The following is a 17,614-nucleotide window of genomic DNA, read 5'->3' on the forward strand; positions in this document are numbered from 1 at the left end:
ACAAAGCCAGAAGCTGATTAAGCTCTGGCTTTATTTATTTTAGGTGTCTCCAATGAAAAAATTAACTTTAGCGCTACTCGCAACCTTGAGCTGCGCAGCCTTCGCGCGTCCTGCCCCGCTGGTTTCCATCCCAAGCCATGATGCATTTTTTGACGCTATTAAAGCGCATTGTGGTAAAGCCTACGAAGGTAAAGTAACGGTGGATAATCAAGGGCCAAGCAGCTTTAGTGATGCGCGCCTTGTGATGCACGTTCGTAAATGCAGTGACGCTGAGCTTCAAGTTCCATTTCATGTAGGAAAAGATGCTTCAAGAACTTGGATCATCACCAAAACAGGGAGTGGTTTGAGCTTAAAGCACGATCACCGCCATGAAGATGGCAGCGACGACGTTTCTACTATGTATGGTGGTCATACCCTAGATGCGGGATTTAATACCGTGCAGTCGTTCCCAGCTGACGAATATTCAAAACAGTTATTCGTCCAGCAAGGGATCCCACAGTCAGTCGGAAATACATGGCAGATGTATATCTACCCAGAGCAGTTTACCTATCGTTTGGTGCGTGAAGGGCGAGAGTTTCGAGTGGACTTTGATTTAACGAAACCTGTCGCTGCACCAACAGCGCCTTGGGGATATAATACCAATTGAATTAATTCTCTAATCAATTTGAAGGGTGAAATAGCATATTAGCTTCGTTAAAAATTTCTCTTTTAGAACAACTAAATAGCAAAATTTTTGCCTTGCTACTAAAGCTATTTTCCCGCTTCAAGATAGATCATTTACTTAATACAACTGGTATAAAGACTAAACCCAGAGCGGGTTACTGAAAAAGATTTATAGCGCTAACAAAAATGTGTGGCTATTTGGCCACACATTTTACGTCTACCGTTAAGTCATTCTGATAAGGTCGTGGCTCTAATGGCATCTTATCAAAGCCTTGAACGCCACCAAGTAATGTCAACTGTGGGTTACTACCTTGGCATAAGCGTTTGGCATGGCGCAGCAAAAATACGCTTTGTTGCCTAAAATGCGCATAACTATCTGGCTTAATTGCCAGTCGAAAGTGGTCATCGTTATACGTGGTTTGCTCATAATGTACTTTGTGGTCAAAGTCATAGAGCTTTTCAGGTTCGCCTCGTGGAACCGGTGTATATTGGCACGCCGAGAGCAGTGTTACACCTACGACTAGGGATCTTAGCTTTAATGGATTTAGTCTCAATGATAACTTACGCATAACTGTCCTTTTAGTCTGCTACATTTACAGTATATCACATGGGAGATTAGCTACTTGCTTAACCAACTTAAAAAACTATTTCAAAGCTTGCAGGAATCATCACCGAAACAAGAAATCGACTTTAATACCGCGCTTGCTGCATTACTGGTCGAAGTGATGCGAGCGGACGGCAAACTACAACAGTCGGAGTTCGATAAAATTGCGGAGCTGCTAAAAACGCGTTGTGAATTGCCTGAACCGCAAGTCAGTGCACTGATAACACAAGCGCAGCAACTGGTGGAACAGGCAGTAGATATGTATTCTTTTGCCAAGCAAGTGAATAACCACACCAGCGACATTGAGCGCATCGAGGTCATTGAGCTATTGTGGCACGTAGCTTATGCAGATGGCGAACTCGACAGCCATGAAGACCATATCATTCGGAAAATAGCCGGGCTGTTTTATGTTGCCCATGCCGATTTTATCGCTGCAAAGCTTCGCGCACAGCCAGAGTGATCGGTGCGCTGTTTTATACTAGGGCCTGTTGATCTTTCAAGTTTGTTTTTGCAGCAGTTTGACTGGTATTTATACAAGGCAGAGCCTGCGTAGCATAGTTATTCTATGTAAGTCAGGTGATAACACAGTAGAAATGCCAGTCAAGCGCTGCCCTTTGGGTTCACCTGAGTACGCTTTGTTCATTGTTGCTCAACTTTTGCCTAGATTACTAGGCGGCAAGTCGAGCGTCGCTACCAAAACACACTCAGAAGAACAAAAATCAAACAGCAAAGGTCAACAGGCCCTAATCAATCGCTAATGGCTAACTAACTCCGTTTGGCAGCTACTGATAGCTTCTTTGATCATAAAGTTGACTAAGGTAGGAGAGATTTTATAAAGGTTGGCTATTTCTTTCTGTTTAAGTCTCCCATGACGATAAAAAGAAAGAATGTTTTGATGGCGGCGAGATAGCTTTCCAATTGTATCGTTGATCTTTCCACTTAGCTGCTCACTCTCAAATTTAGATTCAACATCTATTTGGTGGTCAGTCAGTTGTTCAAAATGACTGGCCTCAATATCAACTAAATTTTCACGATTGAACTTCCTCAACATATCGATAGCGATATTTCGTGCAACTTGATAACAAAAACTAGTTGCATTTTTGATGGCTTCATTCTGGCTTGTGGACATGCCAGCTAACCGAATATAGGTATCTTGCAAGGCATCTTCAGCTAAATACGGACAGCGTAAAATACTGGATAGGTATACAAGTAATTTTGACTCGTTTTCAGAAATAACACGCGACCACTTAACCGTAAATTGAGACACAGCTACTTACTCCTTAAGCATTTCAAAAATAACAACAACGCAAATGATAATAATTATCAGTTATTCTATTTTTTATAAAGGAGGGCTGTCAAGTGCAAAGTTTACTTTTTGTGTTTTATTTTTTTCTTATGATTAACAAAAGTATTGGTTTTGGGGATTTAACCATCAACGAAACTGCAATGCTGAGCGTCTGGATTTAATTTTGAGTGAAATAAAACTAAATAATTTTGCAGTTGAGGCGTCATTGCTAGCAACTTCGTTTATTTACAGTCTGGGTAAAAGTTATGAGCTTTGATAATGAAAATAGCACATTTAAAGTATTGATTAATCATGAAGAACAATACTCTCTTTGGCTAAGTTATAAATCAATTCCTGGGGGATGGTGTGAAGTAGGCTGTGAAGGAGACAAGCAGACTTGTCTTGATTATATCAATCAACATTGGACTGATATGAGACCACTGAGCTTACGTCAAGCTTTAACAAGCTGATTGCCCTAATTACCTGTTATCCATTTAGTATCGATGATTTTGTAATTTTTATGTTGCAATAGATCGGCCTATTTATCCGATTTTTCGTTAGCAGGCGTTAGAACGTGGCTGGATACCATTCAAACGTCGGTGATTTACGGAGTAAACTATGTCCGCCATTACAATAACTGACCATCTTATACATCATGCTGAAACCCAGCCGAATCAACTTGCGCTGGTCTGTGTTGAACGCAAATTGACTACGCAGTGGACTTATCAAACGCTACTTGAAAAAGTGATGCTTGTTGCCAGTCATTTTCAACAGTATGCAAAACCAGGGGATAGAGCCCTGATTTTGATGGAAACTGGTATTGAGTACGTTGCCAGCTTTTTAGCCTGTCAGTATTGTGGGATCACTGCTATTCCTAGCTTTCCTCCTGAATCGACGAAGCCACAACATCTCGCGAGAACCATAGGGATCGCCAAAGACGCCAGTGCGACTTTAATTCTTACCACTGCCCGTTTCAGTGAGACGGTGCAAGCTCTGACCGAACAAACTTCTGGTGCGTCCATGTTAAGTGTTGATGAGTTGCAGGAGATAAATATACCAGCTCAACGTGCCAATACAGCGCCAAATGACATTGCATTTTTGCAGTACACATCAGGTTCAACAGCAACACCTAAAGGGGTGATGGTTAGTCATGAGAACCTAATTGCGAATGAGCGAGCGATTAGCGAGCGGATGGAGACGACGAGCAGCGATGTTATGGTTAGCTGGTTGCCGCTATTTCATGATATGGGGTTAATTGGAGGCTTACTACAACCTTTATTTATGGGGTTTCCTCTGGTATTGACTTCTCCTCGTTACTTTATGGAAAGGCCTGTAAGGTGGTTGCAACTACTAAGTCAGTACAAGGGGACTATCTCTGGAGGCCCTGACTTTTCATTTCGATTGTGTTTGGAGAGAGTAAAGGAAAAAGTGCTAGAAGAGCTCGATCTGAGTCATTGGCGAGTTGCATACTCTGGGGCTGAACCTATCAGACACGATACACTCATTGACTTTGCTGAGCGCTTCTCCGCTTGTGGTTTAAACAAGCAGGCTATTTACCCATGCTACGGCCTCGCTGAAGGAACATTGATGGTGACTGGCAGTCACGCCAATCAAGGCGCGTATGTGACGGCATTTGATAGCGCTAAATTAGCCGCAGGTATTGCAAAGTCGGTTCCAAGTCAGGACTGGAGAAATACAGAACATTACCGCCATCAAGTCGGCTGCGGTGTCGTCGCCAGTGAGCATTTCTTACGTATTAGCGATCCACAAACCCATCAGCAACTTGCAGATGGTTTGATTGGAGAAATATGGACTGCAGGTCCCAGTATCGCAGTAGGATATTGGCAAAACGAAGAAGCGACACGAGCCACCTTTATCGAGCGAGATGGCAAGCGTTGGTTAAGAACAGGTGATGTTGGCTATATCTTTGATGGTCAACTCTTTATCTCAGGAAGAGAAAAAGATTTGATCATCATGAATGGCCACAATGTTTATCCCCAAGACATCGAAAGAGTGATCGAAGCGGAATTGAGCTTTGTGCGTAAAGGTCGAGTGTCAGCATTTCCAGTTCCAAGCGCGGAAACTGGAGAAGGGATTGGTCTTGCTATCGAGACCACGAACAGCTATCGAAACACTGTTGCGGCGGAGCTCACTGCTGAAGTAGTAAGAAACTTTATCAGCACGCAATTCGGCCACAGTCCCGAACTCGTACTACTGCTTGATCAGGGCACCTTGCCGAAAACATCTAGCGGAAAATTGCAGCGTAGTGCCTGTCTTAAACTATATCAAAGAGCACAGTTGGTGCCATACGGTGCTTTTGATAGCGAAGCGTTGCGCAATCTTGGGCAAGTAGAATGTACGGTAGAGGCATGGTCTGATTTTGAACAAGCGATCGCTAAGTCGTGGCAGCAGGTACTCAACTATCCAGTGACAAATAACCGAGCTAACTTTTTTTCTTTAGGCGGGAATTCACTAAAAGCGGTACGTTTAATTGCGTTGGTTCAAACACAGTTTGATTGTCAGCTGGAGACGACTTGTTTATTTAATGCCCCTGAATTTGGTGATTTTTGCGAGCTTGTTAAACACAGTAAGGCGCAAAACACGAACAGGCTTCAGTTACTCCCAACGCATCAAATAGATCATCCTTTGAGCGCCCAACAGCAAAGGCAACTGTTTTTATGGCAACTGCAGCCTGAAAGCAACGCCTATCATATTGGGGCAAAAACCACTTTATTAGGCTCAGTGTCAATTGAGCATGTAGAGCAGGCTTGCCGTGTGGTGTTTGCCCGCCACCCAATCTTGAGACAGCAATTTATGAAAAGTGGAAGTGGGCAATGGCGACAGACTGCGTCATCTCGTCCATTGAACTGGTGTGTTGAAGATATGTCACATTTATCTCAGGAGCACCAATCCAGTTGGATTGCTAAATGGTATCAAACTCCCTTTGCCCTTATGGAGGGAGACTGTTTCAGGGTTGCACTGGTGGAGGTTGCGCCGCGCCAGTTTACTTTATTGGTAGCGATGCATCACATTGTGGGGGATGCATGGTCCTTCGAGCTGTTGATAAAGCAAATAGCTGATATATATCATGCGCTTGAAAAAGGTACTGAAGTAAATATTGAGCAGAGTTTACTGCAGTACGGTGACTTTGCTCAATGGCAGCAAGATTGGCTCGAGAGTGCGGATGCAAAGCAGCAACAGACTTACTGGCTAGCACAGCTATCAGGTGATGGGGATGAGGAACTTATCACTACGCAGCGTGAAAATACGCAGCAAGGGTTACAGTCTAGATTGTTATGCGAGCAATTAGATTATCGCCAAGTTCAGCAACTCCAAGCCTTTTCACATCAGCAAAGTGCAAGTTTGTACATGTTGTTGTTAGCATCTTTGCAGGTCACGTTTTATCGTTTATATGGTAAGTCAAAGCCACGAGTTGGTGTTCCGGTTGCAAATAGACGCAGTGCCTCGACTCAAGAAATGTTAGGCTTTTTTGTTAATACGCAAGTGCTTAGCGCAGATATTAACCCTGCCATGACGTTCGGTGACGTGATAGCTCAGGTAAAACAGCGGGCGCTAGAGGCGCAACAGTATCAAGATTATCCATTCGAAAAACTAGTCGAGTTGTTAAACCCAGATCGCAAGCTCGGGCACAATCCGTTATTCCAATTTATGCTTAACCATGTTGAGTATCAAGCAAACCCTTGGTGTGAAAGTGCATCTGTGCAAGCAAGTACTGTGGAAGCGCTCAATCAAGAAGTACAGTTTGACTTTAGCTTAGATTCTAGACTATTTAATGAAGGCCATCTTGATTTAGAGCTGCAGTATAACGGTAGTCTGTTCTCAAAAGCGCAGATGCAAAACTTTATGCAAAGCTGGCTCACCCTGCTACAGCAGGCAGTTCGACACCCTAACGAAGCGATTGCAGAGTTAGTGATGGTGACACAAGAAGACGCATTATTAGCGCTTGGGAAGGGCAAAGCGAGCACTGAAGAAAAAATCGACTGGCTTTCGCAAATCGCGCAGCATGCGAATGTAAGCGCTGAAGCAACTGCCATTATTTATCGCAATGAAGATTATAGTTATAGCTGGCTGTGGCAACGCGCATCTAGTGTTGCACAGAAACTTTCCGCTGCGGGCGTTGGAGCGGAAAGCGTGGTGGGGATCCTGTTACCTCGAACGCCTGACATGCTGGCCTGTACCCTAGGATGTCTGCTTGCTGGTGCGGGTTATTTACCATTGGATGCCAATTTCCCTGACGCCAAATTAGCATTCATGCTAAAAGATGCCAACTGTTGCAAACTTATTAGTGAAGATGTTTCAACTAACTTGGTATGGCAGGGCGATGTTTTTACACCTGCAGAGTTATTCAACACCTCAGGACTGGCGGATGAAATAAAGGATATTGGTGATATTAATCATCTTGCTGTGGCGTATCTAAATTATACCTCTGGCTCGACTGGAACACCTAAGGGAATAGCGATAGAGCATGGGGCGTTGGCAAAATACATTACGTCAGCAATCGACTTTATGGCACTAACTGCAAAGGATGTGGTGTTGCAATTTGCGACTGCAAACTTTGATGCTTTTGTGGAGCAAGTGTTCCCAACTTGGGCTGTGGGTGCGACCTTAGTACTTCGAGAAGATGCATTATGGGATGCGCAAACGCTTTATACCCAGGCGCAACGACATCGAATTACCGTCATGGATTTAAGTGCGGCTTATTGGCGTACGATCGCCGCTTCGTGGGCGCAACAAGCTAAACATCATGGTGCGCTGGCGCTTCCTTATCTTCGTCAGGTGCATTCCGGTGGTGAAGCGATGTCGACAACTGGCGTCGCTGATTGGCGAGCTGCAGGGTTAGGTCATGTCAAATTGCTGAATACCTATGGGCCTACAGAGATTGTTGTAGAAGCAAGTGTATTTGATTGCACCGCACTTGAACCATCTGCCAATGTACCGATTGGTAATGCTATCCAAGGGCGACAGCTTTATGTGTTAGATAGTGCATTGCAGTTAGTGCCACAAGGTGAAGTAGGTGAGTTGTACGTTGGTGGTGATATTTTAGCGAGAGGTTATTGGCAGCAACGAGGATTGACAGCATGTAAGTTTATCGCCGATCCATTTAGCCAAGATGGCGCTCGTATGTACGCTACTGGCGACTTGGTGCGTTGGCAGGGAGAACAGCTGGAATACATAGGTCGTCAAGACCACCAGGTGAAAATAAGAGGATTTAGAGTTGAATTATCAGAAGTTGAAGCACAACTTTGCAACCTACCTAAAGTTAAACATGCAGTGGTACAGCTGAGGGATGCGCAAAACTCAGCAAGTTTAGTCGCTTATGTTGAGGCTGATGGTGTAACCGAAGTTGAATTGAAACAAGCGTTACAGCTGCAATTACCTCATTATATGATCCCTGATGCGATTTTGGTGTTAGATAAACTTCCTCTTTCTGAAAGTGGCAAATTAGAGCGTCATAAACTGCCGGATATCAAAGTGATGCAGAGCAGTGAAACGTCCAAATCAAGCGCAAGTGAGTTAGAACAGCAGTTAATCAAAGTATTTTCTCGCCACCTACAACGAGACTCCATTGCTATAGAACAAAACTTTTTCGACTTAGGTGGTCACTCCCTGTTACTGATGGCGATATACGATGAACTCAAGCCTGATCATCCATCATTATCATTAACGGATCTATTCCAGTACCCAAGTATTGCCAGCTTAGCGAGTTATTTGACGACAACTGTCAGTGCGCAAAGCACGTCACTGCCGACGTCAAATAATAAAAAACAAAAGCAAGCTATGAGTGCCTTTGCTGCCAAGAAGCGTAAATCAAGAGAAATGTAACTAATGACAGAGCAAACATTTAATCCTTTAGATATTGCAGTGGTGGGAATGGCTGGGCGCTTTCCTGACGCCGATAACGTTGAAGCATTGTGGCAAAACGTTCGCAATGGTCATTGCGCTATTGAGACTTTGACAGAAGAACAGCTGACGGCTGCGGGGGTAAGTGAAGCACAGCGCAGCCACCCTGACTATGTCAACGCGTCCATCCCATTTGCAAACAAAGCTCAGTTCGATGCGGAGTTTTTTGGCTATACGCCAAAAGAAGCAACACAATTAGATCCTCAACAGCGCCTATTTCTGCAAACGTGTTGGCACGCTTTGGAGCATGCGGGCTTATCAGCGAATGGCCAGTTCACTGGCGTATTTGCCGGTTGTGGTGTGCCAGCATACTTACTTAAACATTTATTGCCGCAGCAGCAAGACAATGACATCACTAGCCTCTTAGCACTCACCAATGGCAATGAGAAAGACGCGCTGGCTACTCGCATTAGTTACGAACTTGATTTAACTGGACCCGCGGTAACGGTGCAAACGGCTTGCTCAACCTCTTTAGTTGCCGTACACATGGCCTGTCGAGCGTTGCAAAACTATGAGTGTGATGCAGCTCTTGCTGGTGGTGTGTGGCTCAACTTACTCGACGAACAAGGATATCTTGCGCCAGCTGGTGGCAGCTTATCAACCAGTGGTAAGTTGAGTGCATTTAGCGAACACGCCGATGGCATCTTAATTGGCAGTGGCACTGCTGCTGTGGTACTAAAACGTGTGGAAGAAGCGATAGAAGATGGCGATCACATCTTAGCGGTGATTAAGGGATCTGCGATTAATAATGATGGCAGAGACAAGGTTGGCTATACCGCGCCAAGCGTCACGGGACAGGCTAATGCGATACGTGCCGCTTTGGAGTTTGCAGATGTGGAGCCGCGCTCCGTAGGCTACATTGAGAGCCATGGTACCGGCACAAAGCTTGGCGACCCAATTGAAGTAGCAGCACTGTCACAGGTTTATCAGCACACTGAAAAGCAATATTGTGCTCTTGGCTCAATTAAAGCAAATATTGGTCATTTAGATTCAGCGGCCGGTGTGACTGGTTTAATTAAAGCTATTCAAGCCTTGCGCCACAAAGAGATCCCGCCGAGCATTCATAGCTCGCCTCAAAATAGTAAAATTGATTTCGAAAATAGTCCGTTTTATTTACCGCAGCATGCGCAAACATGGGATTGTGATGGTCCTCGCCGTGCTGCAGTCAGCTCGCTGGGAATGGGGGGGACCAACGCACATGTTATTTTGGAAGAGTATTTACCTGTAACTGAAAAGGTCGCAAGCGCCCCCGACGCATGGCACATATTACCGATTTCAGCGGCTAATACAGCTAGTTTAGCTAAACAGCGTCAACAACTTGCAAAAGCCATAACGCAGAACCCACAGCAATTGACGCTTATAGCTGCACAGCTACAGCATAAAAAGCGTAGGTTGCCTGCAAATCAGGCTATTGTCGCAAAAGATGAAGCGCAGGCAATCGAGTTGTTAAATCGTGAATATGCCGATGAGATAGTGAAGAAAGCTGAGCAGGTAGGCTTGTTGTTTTCAGGGCAGGGCTCACAGTATGTGACGATGGCACAGCCTTTATATCGTCATGTTACAGAATTTAAGACTCACTTCGATGACGTACTAGCACGTTTCCCAAGTAAATTGCGTGCAGAACTAGAAGCGGTATTTTTCCCCTCCGATGAGCAAATATTGGCGGCCAATCAACTCTTAAATCAAACTAGGGTAACGCAACCTGCATTGTTTGTTGTGGCTTATGCTATGGCTAAATGCTATCAAGCGCATGGAGTACAAGTCTATGCGATGTTAGGTCACAGTATTGGTGAATATGTTGCGGCTTGTTTAGCGGAGGTAATGTCTGTAGATGATGCCATTCATCTCGTTGTTGCAAGGGGGGAAGCGTTACAGCAAATGGCAGAAGGCGCGATGCTTTCTGTTATGGCAGATGCCAATACTATTGTACCTTTCCTCAATGCTGAATTGGATATTGCAGCCTATAACAGCCCGCAAAATACGGTAGTGGCAGGAACCAAAGCGGCGATTAAAATGCTGCAAGGTGAATTAAAAGAGAGGCAAGTCAGTTGTACCCGTTTACACGTCTCACACGCATTCCATAGTCATCTAACTGAACCTGTATTAGCAGTTTTTGCACAGGCGTTTGCAAAGATTGAGCTAAAAGCGCCGAAAATTCCTTTTGTTTCTAATATCACCGGGGAATGGATCACAGATAGCCAAGCAACCTCAGTACAATATTGGCTTGATCATATCCGTCAGCCAGTTGATTTTGCTAAAGGAATTCAAACACTGGCACAAACATGCCAAGTATTAATCGAAGCAGGCCCCGGCGATACCTTACAAAAACTGAGTAGTCAAAATCTCGGTGAGAGAGTACTAGTCCTACACTCAATTGCCCATGTAAGAGACCTAAAGTCCAGCGTACCACCGTTTGCGAAAACCCTTGCTATATTATGGCAGTGCGGTCAGCGTGTTGATTGGCACAAAGTTACGAAATATCCGCATGGGCAAAAGATGCTTGCACCAGAGTATGCATTTGCAACCACAAGTTTCTGGCAAGCGGCACATAGCAATCATGATACTGTGACTGACGCACAAATATCTGAGCCTGAGCTATTAGCTCCAGTGTGGCAACAGGCGATGCAAAACCTTGCGCCAAGCGCACCTTTGAATGGTCAGCGATGGCTGGTCGTTTGTGATGATAGCCCATTATGTGAAGCCTTAATGGAGGCATTGAATGTAGAACAAGTTTCCATACTACAGCTTTGGCATGGTAATACTTTTGTTCAGCAACAAGAGCAGGTTTATCGCGGAGATACTCAGCAAATCGAAACGTTTGAGACCATTATGTCGCAATTTGGTGATATTGTTCGAGTCGTTGATTTAAGGTTACTTGGGGCAGATACCCTAGCGTTTACTAGCCACTTGGCGTTATTGCAATGGGCTTCGGAACATAAAATAGGGGTAAGTTTAGTTGCTACTGGGCTTTTCTCTGTGTTAGGCAATGAAGCGGTATCACCATCAAAAGCGACGATTTTAGGTGCAACTAGAGCCTTGTGTCATGAAGTCCCTGAGTTGTTTGTACAGGTGGTTGAAGTCGCTGAGGTAGAGTCATTAACGAACACTAAAACCTTGGTTTCAGCAATACTGAAAAACTTAGCACAGAAAAGCAGCTTAGAGATTGCCGTGCGTGGTAGAAATGCTTTTAGCTTGTCACAGCAAGTAGTACCTGAGGTGGTAACAACAGTGTCGGGCTCTGATAACCCGGTTACCTTTATTACAGGGGGGCTAGGAGGTGTGGCGCTTATTCTCGCGAATAAACTGGCACAGCAAGGACATAAAATCGCGCTGTTGAGCCGCCGAGTTATACCCACTGCGCAACAATGGCCTGAACTCGCTGTTAATAACGAAAACTCAAAAGAGCAGGCATTATTTACTCAGTTGAACGAGTTAAAAGCACTCGCACCAGATCTGATGGTGTTGCAAGGGGATGTAACAGACTTGGCAGCATTAACCCGTGCCATAGCCCAAGCCGAAGCGCAGCTCGGTCATATCAGTCACGTTGTTCATGCAGCCGGCGTAGCCGGAGGTGGTGTGTTATCTCAGTTAAGCCCGCAGCAAGTATCTGAAACCTTAGCTGCAAAAGTATCTGGTGCCAATAATCTATTACAGGCATTCGCACATCATCAACTAGCGAAGATGATATTTTGCTCGTCGCTCGCCTCTGTGCTTGGCGCCTTTGGGCAAGGTGACTATTGTGCTGCAAATGCGTATCTAGATGCGCTGCCTCATCAATCTTTACCATTCCCAGTATGTACAATCAATTGGGATGGATGGGATAACATAGGTATGGCTGCCGGGCAACAAGTGGCGAGTGGCTTAGGGCTCAATCGTGAACAAGGTGCTACGCTATTTATGCAAGCTATCTCTGCCGACTTGCCACATCTCTACGCTGCAGCAATGAGCTGGGCACAACGAGAAGCTAAGTTGCAAGAGTTACTCTCTACAGCAGTGATTGCCAATCCTAGCACTAACACCGTGCAACAGGGAAAATCTCGTCCTGTTATGGATGTTGAATTTGAAGCGCCAGAAAGTGAGCTCGAACAACGTCTTGCAACACTATGGAGTGAGTCACTTGGCTATAGTGAAGTGGGTATTTTTGACAGCTTCTTTACACTGGGTGGTGATTCGCTTATTGCAATACAAATGATAGCAAAGGCTAAACAGGCTTTCGCTGTTGAGATAGCTCCAGCTGCATTTTTTGAAGACCCAACTATCGATAACCTAGCGTTTCTTATTGAAGAAGCGCTGCTCGCAGAGATAGAAAATCAATAATTAAAACGGGTGGCTATCACCCGTTTTTTGTATTTGCTTCACCTCTTACTTAAGTCCGCCTTACTTACCCTATTCGTCAATGAATGATTTGATTTTTAAACAGCACTTAATAAAAAGGACAATTATGAATTCCAATATACTGCTCATCCCTTTGCTATTATTTGGCCCATTGGCTTGCCAAGCTGATCATTCGGCAGCACAAAGTAATATAAAACACGCTTCGAATCTAAAAGCCAAAATCACCCGAACCGAATTTGGTATTGCCCATGTTAAAGCCAGCAACTTACGTTCATTAGCTTTTGGTACTGGGTATGCTCAAGCGCAAGATCATGGCTGTGTGCTTGCTGATAGCTATCTAAGAGTTCGAGGAGAGCGTGCTAAGTATTTTGGAGCTGATCACTATCAAACTGGTGATAACCGCCATGTAATGTCTGATTATCTATATAAAATTGCTGATATTTATGGGCAGGCTAAGCTCGCTTTTCCGACGTTATCCAAAGATACTCAAGCTGCTGCAGAAGGGTTTGCTGCTGGTTTTAATTTGTATCTCACCGAAGTGCAACAAGGTAAGGCTAGGTTAGAACCAACTTGCCAAGGTGAAAGCTGGGTACAGCCCATAACGGCCGTTGATGTACTTGCTAACATTGCCGCAGCGGGAAGCGGTGCGAGTCTTGGTCAGTTTGCTACCGCAATTTTGCAAGCACACCCTGAGCAAGGTAATGCTTGGCTGCCCAGTGCATCAGAACCTATGAAGCTAACCTCGCCGTTAGCTGCAGTCCCTGACGGCGACAAGCTTATGACACAAGGCTCAAATGCTTGGGCTATCGGTGCTGATTTTAGTGATGATGGTAAAGGGATACTAATGGCGAATCCGCATTTTCCTATGACAGGACAGATGCGTTTTTGGGCCTATCACGCCAATATCCCTGGCGAACTAGATGTGATGGGAGCATCATTGCTGGGCTTTCCTGCGGTAGTGAATATTGGCTTCAATCATAATATTGCGTGGAGCCATACTTACTCAGCATCGACACAAAGTGTGATTTACCGTTTAACATTGGATAACACAACCCCACTTGGTTATGTGCTAGATGGTGAATCTAAACGGATAGTGGAAAAGGACATCGTTGTCGAGGTATTGAGTGCGTCGGGTGAGATGCAATCTTTACATAAGCCTGTATATAAAGCTGAGGGCGGGGTGCTGATTGAAATCCCAGGTGTATTAGATTGGACAGAGCAGCACGCGTATATTTTAAAAAATACGAATTTAGATAATTTTTCTGCTATCGATCATTGGCTTGCGATAAATAAAGCGCAAACTTTGCAGGAATTTCAACAAAGCTTTAAAGATCATAATGGCTTAATGTTCAATAACGCGATTTATACAGATAAAGATGGACACGCATTTTATATTGATGCTGCCAATGTACCGCATTTATCATCAACAGCGCTTCGCTATTTGAGTGAGAATGTGTTGGCAAAACAGTATTTTGAAAAGTTTAGGGTACCAGTGCTTCCCGGTGATGATTCCGCTTATTATTATCAGCAAAGTGTACCATATGCAGAAAAACCTAAGCTTGAACGTAAGGACTATGTGCAAAATGCCAATGATTCATATTGGCTTGCAAATGCTAGTGCCCCTATCGCTGAAGTTTCCCCTCTTTATGGTCAGCACAGTGTTTTACAAAGTCGTAGAACGAGGTATTCTTTGGCGCAAATAAGTCATCCAATTGGTGACGAGCAAAAATTTGATGCTGATGAAGTCACCGCAATTCTGTTAGCCAATACCGCACAAATCTCCCCGATTATTGATACTGTCATTGCAGCGTGCGAGCAAAGCTGGCAAACCAAAGAGGTTACAGTCAATGGTCAAATTTTTGCATTAGCCCCGACATGCCAAGCTCTTAAAAAGTGGGACGGGCGTTTTGAGCAGTCTTCATTGGCTGCACATTTGGTGAGGGAGTTTGTCGCAAGAGTCAATGACCGAGAAGACTTCGAGGTTAGTTTCAACCCGCAGGATCCAGTAAATACCCCACGAAATATCCGCATCAATGAAGCGCTTTTTAAAGAACTAGCCATTGCAGGAGAAATTGTTCGCCATGCAGGCTTTGCGCTGGATGCGCCGCTTGGTGATATACAGTTTTTTGAACAGCACGGGAAGCGCTTTGCTTGGCAGGGAAATATGAATGTTGAAGGTGGACTTAACGTGTTCGCTACGCAAAATCGCCTCGATCAAACGACATTTGCTCCGGTTGCAACGCCGTCAGTGATGACACCGTACAACGATAGACCGCTGTGGAGTGGGTTATCGCAACGAGGCTATGAGTTGCACTTTGGTTCAAGTTGGATGATGGTTGTTGACTTTGATGAGTCAGGGGTGAAGGCGAGAGGCTTGTTAACTTACTCTCAATCACAGCATCCAAACTCGCTCAATGCGAATGACCAAACACAATTCTATAGTGAGCAAAATAAGCTGGTAGCACTGCCTTTTAGCAAAGCTGAAATTGCGGCAAAACGCGTTTCTACGCAAATCATAAAACAGTGATAATACACTGATCATAAAGAGGGGCTTTGCAGCCCCTTTTTATGTTTCAATATATAGCTGTTATATTAGAAACGATACTTCATGCTTAAGTTATATGCACGAGGTTCACTATACTTTTTAGGAACGAATCCATAGGTATCGTAAAACGTTTCATCCGTGAGGTTGCTGACACTCAATTTAAAGCTTAACTGTTTTGAATGATCGTACTTGATATGAGCATTTACTAGCGTTTGACTGTCTTGCTCTGCGCGTACTGCCCCGCGACGACCACCTGCAGGGAGGCCAAGATCAACACCTGGCACATTTAAAATATCTACTTTTCGGTCTGTATCCCATGTTGCATTTAAGCCGAAGCTCCACGCGTCATAAGTATATTTAGTGCTAACGTTAAGCGTTTGTCTTGGTGCGTATAAGTTGATGTCTTCACCGTTTTCATCAACCACATCAAAGTCACTGTAGCCAATATTGACCTGCCAATCTTCTGTAATGTTGGCATCCAGTTCGATTTCAAAGCCATCCGCTTCGGCACCATCTACCGGACGATATCTTGCAGGTCGCTGATCGGCATATTCTGGAATCACAACGCCAAAGTCTTCCTTCAAGCTGTCAAAGTAAGCCATGTTTAAGCGTAAGTGGTTATCAACTAAGTTTGCTTTAAACCCGACTTCGACATTGCGTGCAGTAATAGGAGTAAGTTGCTTTAAGTTGACGTCGACTTTGTCTAGCTGAGGCTCATACGCATCGGTATAGCTCACATACGTACTGACCTGTTCATTGATGTCATAGACGAGGCCTAGGTATAAGCTTTCCCCTGTTTCGTCACCCTTATCGCTAGAGAATCCACTCCAAGCGAAATCTCGCTCATTGGTGCGCTCGTAATCGAAAAACTTGATACCCGCAATGGCATGTAAATCATCGGTTAGCACGAGCTTACTACTAATCGCTAAGCTTTGCTCTTTAGTTGTCTTATCCCAATAACCAATAAATTGCTTGTCCGTAGCGGTTAAATGTGATGCTGGATGAAGGTTATTATTGATGGATTGCAGCGGATAGAAGATAGTTCTGGCATTTTCATCTAACTCTTCATAACGATCATCAGTAGACTCAAAGTCAGCGTTTAGATAAGTTACATTCACTTGATGGGCGCGGTCAAACAGCTCAAATCGGCCAACCAAGCCTAAAATAAAGTTGGTACCATCAACGGTTTCAATCCAGCGGCGATCACCACCTTGCAAACCAAGTCCGGTTTCTTTATCTGGATTGCCACTAAAATAGGTCATAGTAATGTCAGCTTCTGTTTTGCTGTACTGTGCACCAAAGTTAAGTTCCCAGTCTAAGTTGATTTGATGAGAAAGCTTGAAGTGATAACTTTGATGGGTATTACCATTGTAACTATCCGGAGAAGAGAGGTTGGTTTTTTTATCTACCTCAACAGAAGAACCATCAGAATAAAAAATTGGCAGTCCCCATGGTGATAGTTTTAGCTCATTATCTTGATAGTGTACGGTAAATGACGCTTCGGTATCTTCAGAAAAGTAATGATGTAGCTGAGTGTAAGCAACGATTTTATTGCTGTTCTCTTTGTCTACGTAACTATCTTTGTCTTCATACGCGAGAATAATACGGCCTGCGAGCGCTTTATCATCGCTAAGAGCGCCTGTGGCGTCAACGTGTGTGCGAACTTTATTCCAAGAACCAAATTCCGCGCCGACTTCAACGAAGCCATCGCGATCGGGTTGTTTGGTAATAACATTCAATGTCGCTGAGGGTTGTCCTGCTCCCGCCATTAAGCCAGCCGCACCTCTGAGCACTTCAACACGATCATAGACTATGGTATCTAGACGACTTTCCTGCGGGCCTGCGATAGAAGTCGGTAGGCCGTCTTTAACAAGTGCATTAATTAAATAGCCGCGAGAAGTAAACTCGGTATTATCACCGGCTCCAAACTTATAACGAGAGATACCCGTTGTTTGAACCAGCACATCTTCCAAATCGTCTAGTTCAAAGTCATCCATGTACTGGTGACTTAGCACAGTAACCGATTGAGGTGTTTCCTTGATACTAAGATCTAGGCCAGTAGGGCCTGAGTTGCGTTTAATGGGCTGGCCCACAACATCGATCCGCTCAATGTTGTTACTATTTTTTTCAGTGTTGGCCTGAACGTTTGGAGAGAAGTATACCAGTGACAGCATGAGCGTTAATGCTGTTGATTGATGAGCTTTGCTTCGCATGGGTTTTTCCATTCCTGATTTTGTTATTTTGGCAATAATTGAGCGCA

The 17,614-nt window shown here is 44.5% G+C and carries 9 protein-coding genes; 6 read left to right on the forward strand and 3 right to left on the reverse strand.

Going from position 1 to position 17,614, the window contains the following annotated elements:
• Window positions 1-52 precede the first annotated feature (52 nt).
• The gene (locus NH462_RS12190; protein WP_017219305.1) at window positions 53-646 is read left to right on the forward strand and encodes a hypothetical protein; all 594 of its coding nucleotides are present in this window, start codon (window positions 53-55) and stop codon (window positions 644-646) included.
• A 211-nt stretch (window positions 647-857) separates the two neighbouring features.
• On the opposite strand, the gene NH462_RS12195 is transcribed toward NH462_RS12190, so the two are convergent.
• Window positions 858-1,232: a hypothetical protein gene (locus tag NH462_RS12195; protein ID WP_253105819.1), complete on the reverse strand. Its 375-nt coding sequence runs from the start codon at window positions 1,230-1,232 to the stop codon at window positions 858-860.
• A gap of 54 nt (window positions 1,233-1,286) precedes the next feature.
• Between NH462_RS12195 and NH462_RS12200 the strand changes: the two genes are divergently transcribed.
• Complete coding sequence (locus tag NH462_RS12200; RefSeq protein ID WP_010374385.1) at window positions 1,287-1,727, forward strand: TerB family tellurite resistance protein; 441 nt, start codon at window positions 1,287-1,289, stop codon at window positions 1,725-1,727.
• Window positions 1,728-2,021: 294 nt separating this feature from the next.
• Here the strand turns inward: NH462_RS12200 and NH462_RS12205 are convergent, their stop codons facing one another.
• On the reverse strand, window positions 2,022-2,534 hold the full coding sequence (locus tag NH462_RS12205; RefSeq protein ID WP_253105820.1) for a sigma-70 family RNA polymerase sigma factor: 513 nt from the start codon (window positions 2,532-2,534) through the stop codon (window positions 2,022-2,024).
• A gap of 284 nt (window positions 2,535-2,818) precedes the next feature.
• On the opposite strand from NH462_RS12205, the gene NH462_RS12210 reads away from it, so the two are divergent.
• The 4 genes from NH462_RS12210 to NH462_RS12225 all read left to right on the forward strand — a co-directional run bounded on the left by NH462_RS12210 (window position 2,819) and on the right by NH462_RS12225 (window position 15,336).
• Entirely contained in the window at window positions 2,819-3,022 is a 204-nt protein-coding gene (locus NH462_RS12210; RefSeq protein WP_253105821.1) for an MbtH family NRPS accessory protein, read from the forward strand.
• A 148-nt stretch (window positions 3,023-3,170) separates the two neighbouring features.
• Entirely contained in the window at window positions 3,171-8,396 is a 5,226-nt protein-coding gene (locus NH462_RS12215; protein WP_253105822.1) for a non-ribosomal peptide synthetase, read from the forward strand.
• Window positions 8,397-8,399: 3 nt separating this feature from the next.
• Entirely contained in the window at window positions 8,400-12,791 is a 4,392-nt protein-coding gene (locus NH462_RS12220; protein WP_253105823.1) for a type I polyketide synthase, read from the forward strand.
• Window positions 12,792-12,915: 124 nt separating this feature from the next.
• On the forward strand, window positions 12,916-15,336 hold the full coding sequence (locus NH462_RS12225) for a penicillin acylase family protein (RefSeq protein WP_253105824.1): 2,421 nt from the start codon (window positions 12,916-12,918) through the stop codon (window positions 15,334-15,336).
• Between the two features lie 65 nt (window positions 15,337-15,401).
• Here the strand turns inward: NH462_RS12225 and NH462_RS12230 are convergent, their stop codons facing one another.
• Entirely contained in the window at window positions 15,402-17,567 is a 2,166-nt protein-coding gene (locus tag NH462_RS12230) for a TonB-dependent siderophore receptor (protein WP_010374397.1), read from the reverse strand.
• Window positions 17,568-17,614 lie beyond the last annotated feature (47 nt).

The organism is Pseudoalteromonas sp. OANN1, from assembly GCF_024124685.1.
GTDB classification, from domain to species: domain Bacteria; phylum Pseudomonadota; class Gammaproteobacteria; order Enterobacterales; family Alteromonadaceae; genus Pseudoalteromonas; species Pseudoalteromonas piscicida.

Bases quoted from the DNA above. Each gene is read 5' to 3' on its own strand.
- NH462_RS12220 (WP_253105823.1), top strand. From the start codon at position 8,400: ATGACAGAGCAAACATTTAATCCTTTAGATATTGCAGTGGTGGGAATG.
- NH462_RS12210 (WP_253105821.1), top strand. From the start codon at position 2,819: ATGAGCTTTGATAATGAAAATAGCACATTTAAAGTATTGATTAATCAT.
- NH462_RS12195 (WP_253105819.1), bottom strand. From the start codon at position 1,232: ATGCGTAAGTTATCATTGAGACTAAATCCATTAAAGCTAAGATCCCTA.
- NH462_RS12225 (WP_253105824.1), top strand. From the start codon at position 12,916: ATGAATTCCAATATACTGCTCATCCCTTTGCTATTATTTGGCCCATTG.
- NH462_RS12190 (WP_017219305.1), top strand. From the start codon at position 53: ATGAAAAAATTAACTTTAGCGCTACTCGCAACCTTGAGCTGCGCAGCC.
- NH462_RS12215 (WP_253105822.1), top strand. From the start codon at position 3,171: ATGTCCGCCATTACAATAACTGACCATCTTATACATCATGCTGAAACC.
- NH462_RS12230 (WP_010374397.1), bottom strand. From the start codon at position 17,567: ATGCGAAGCAAAGCTCATCAATCAACAGCATTAACGCTCATGCTGTCA.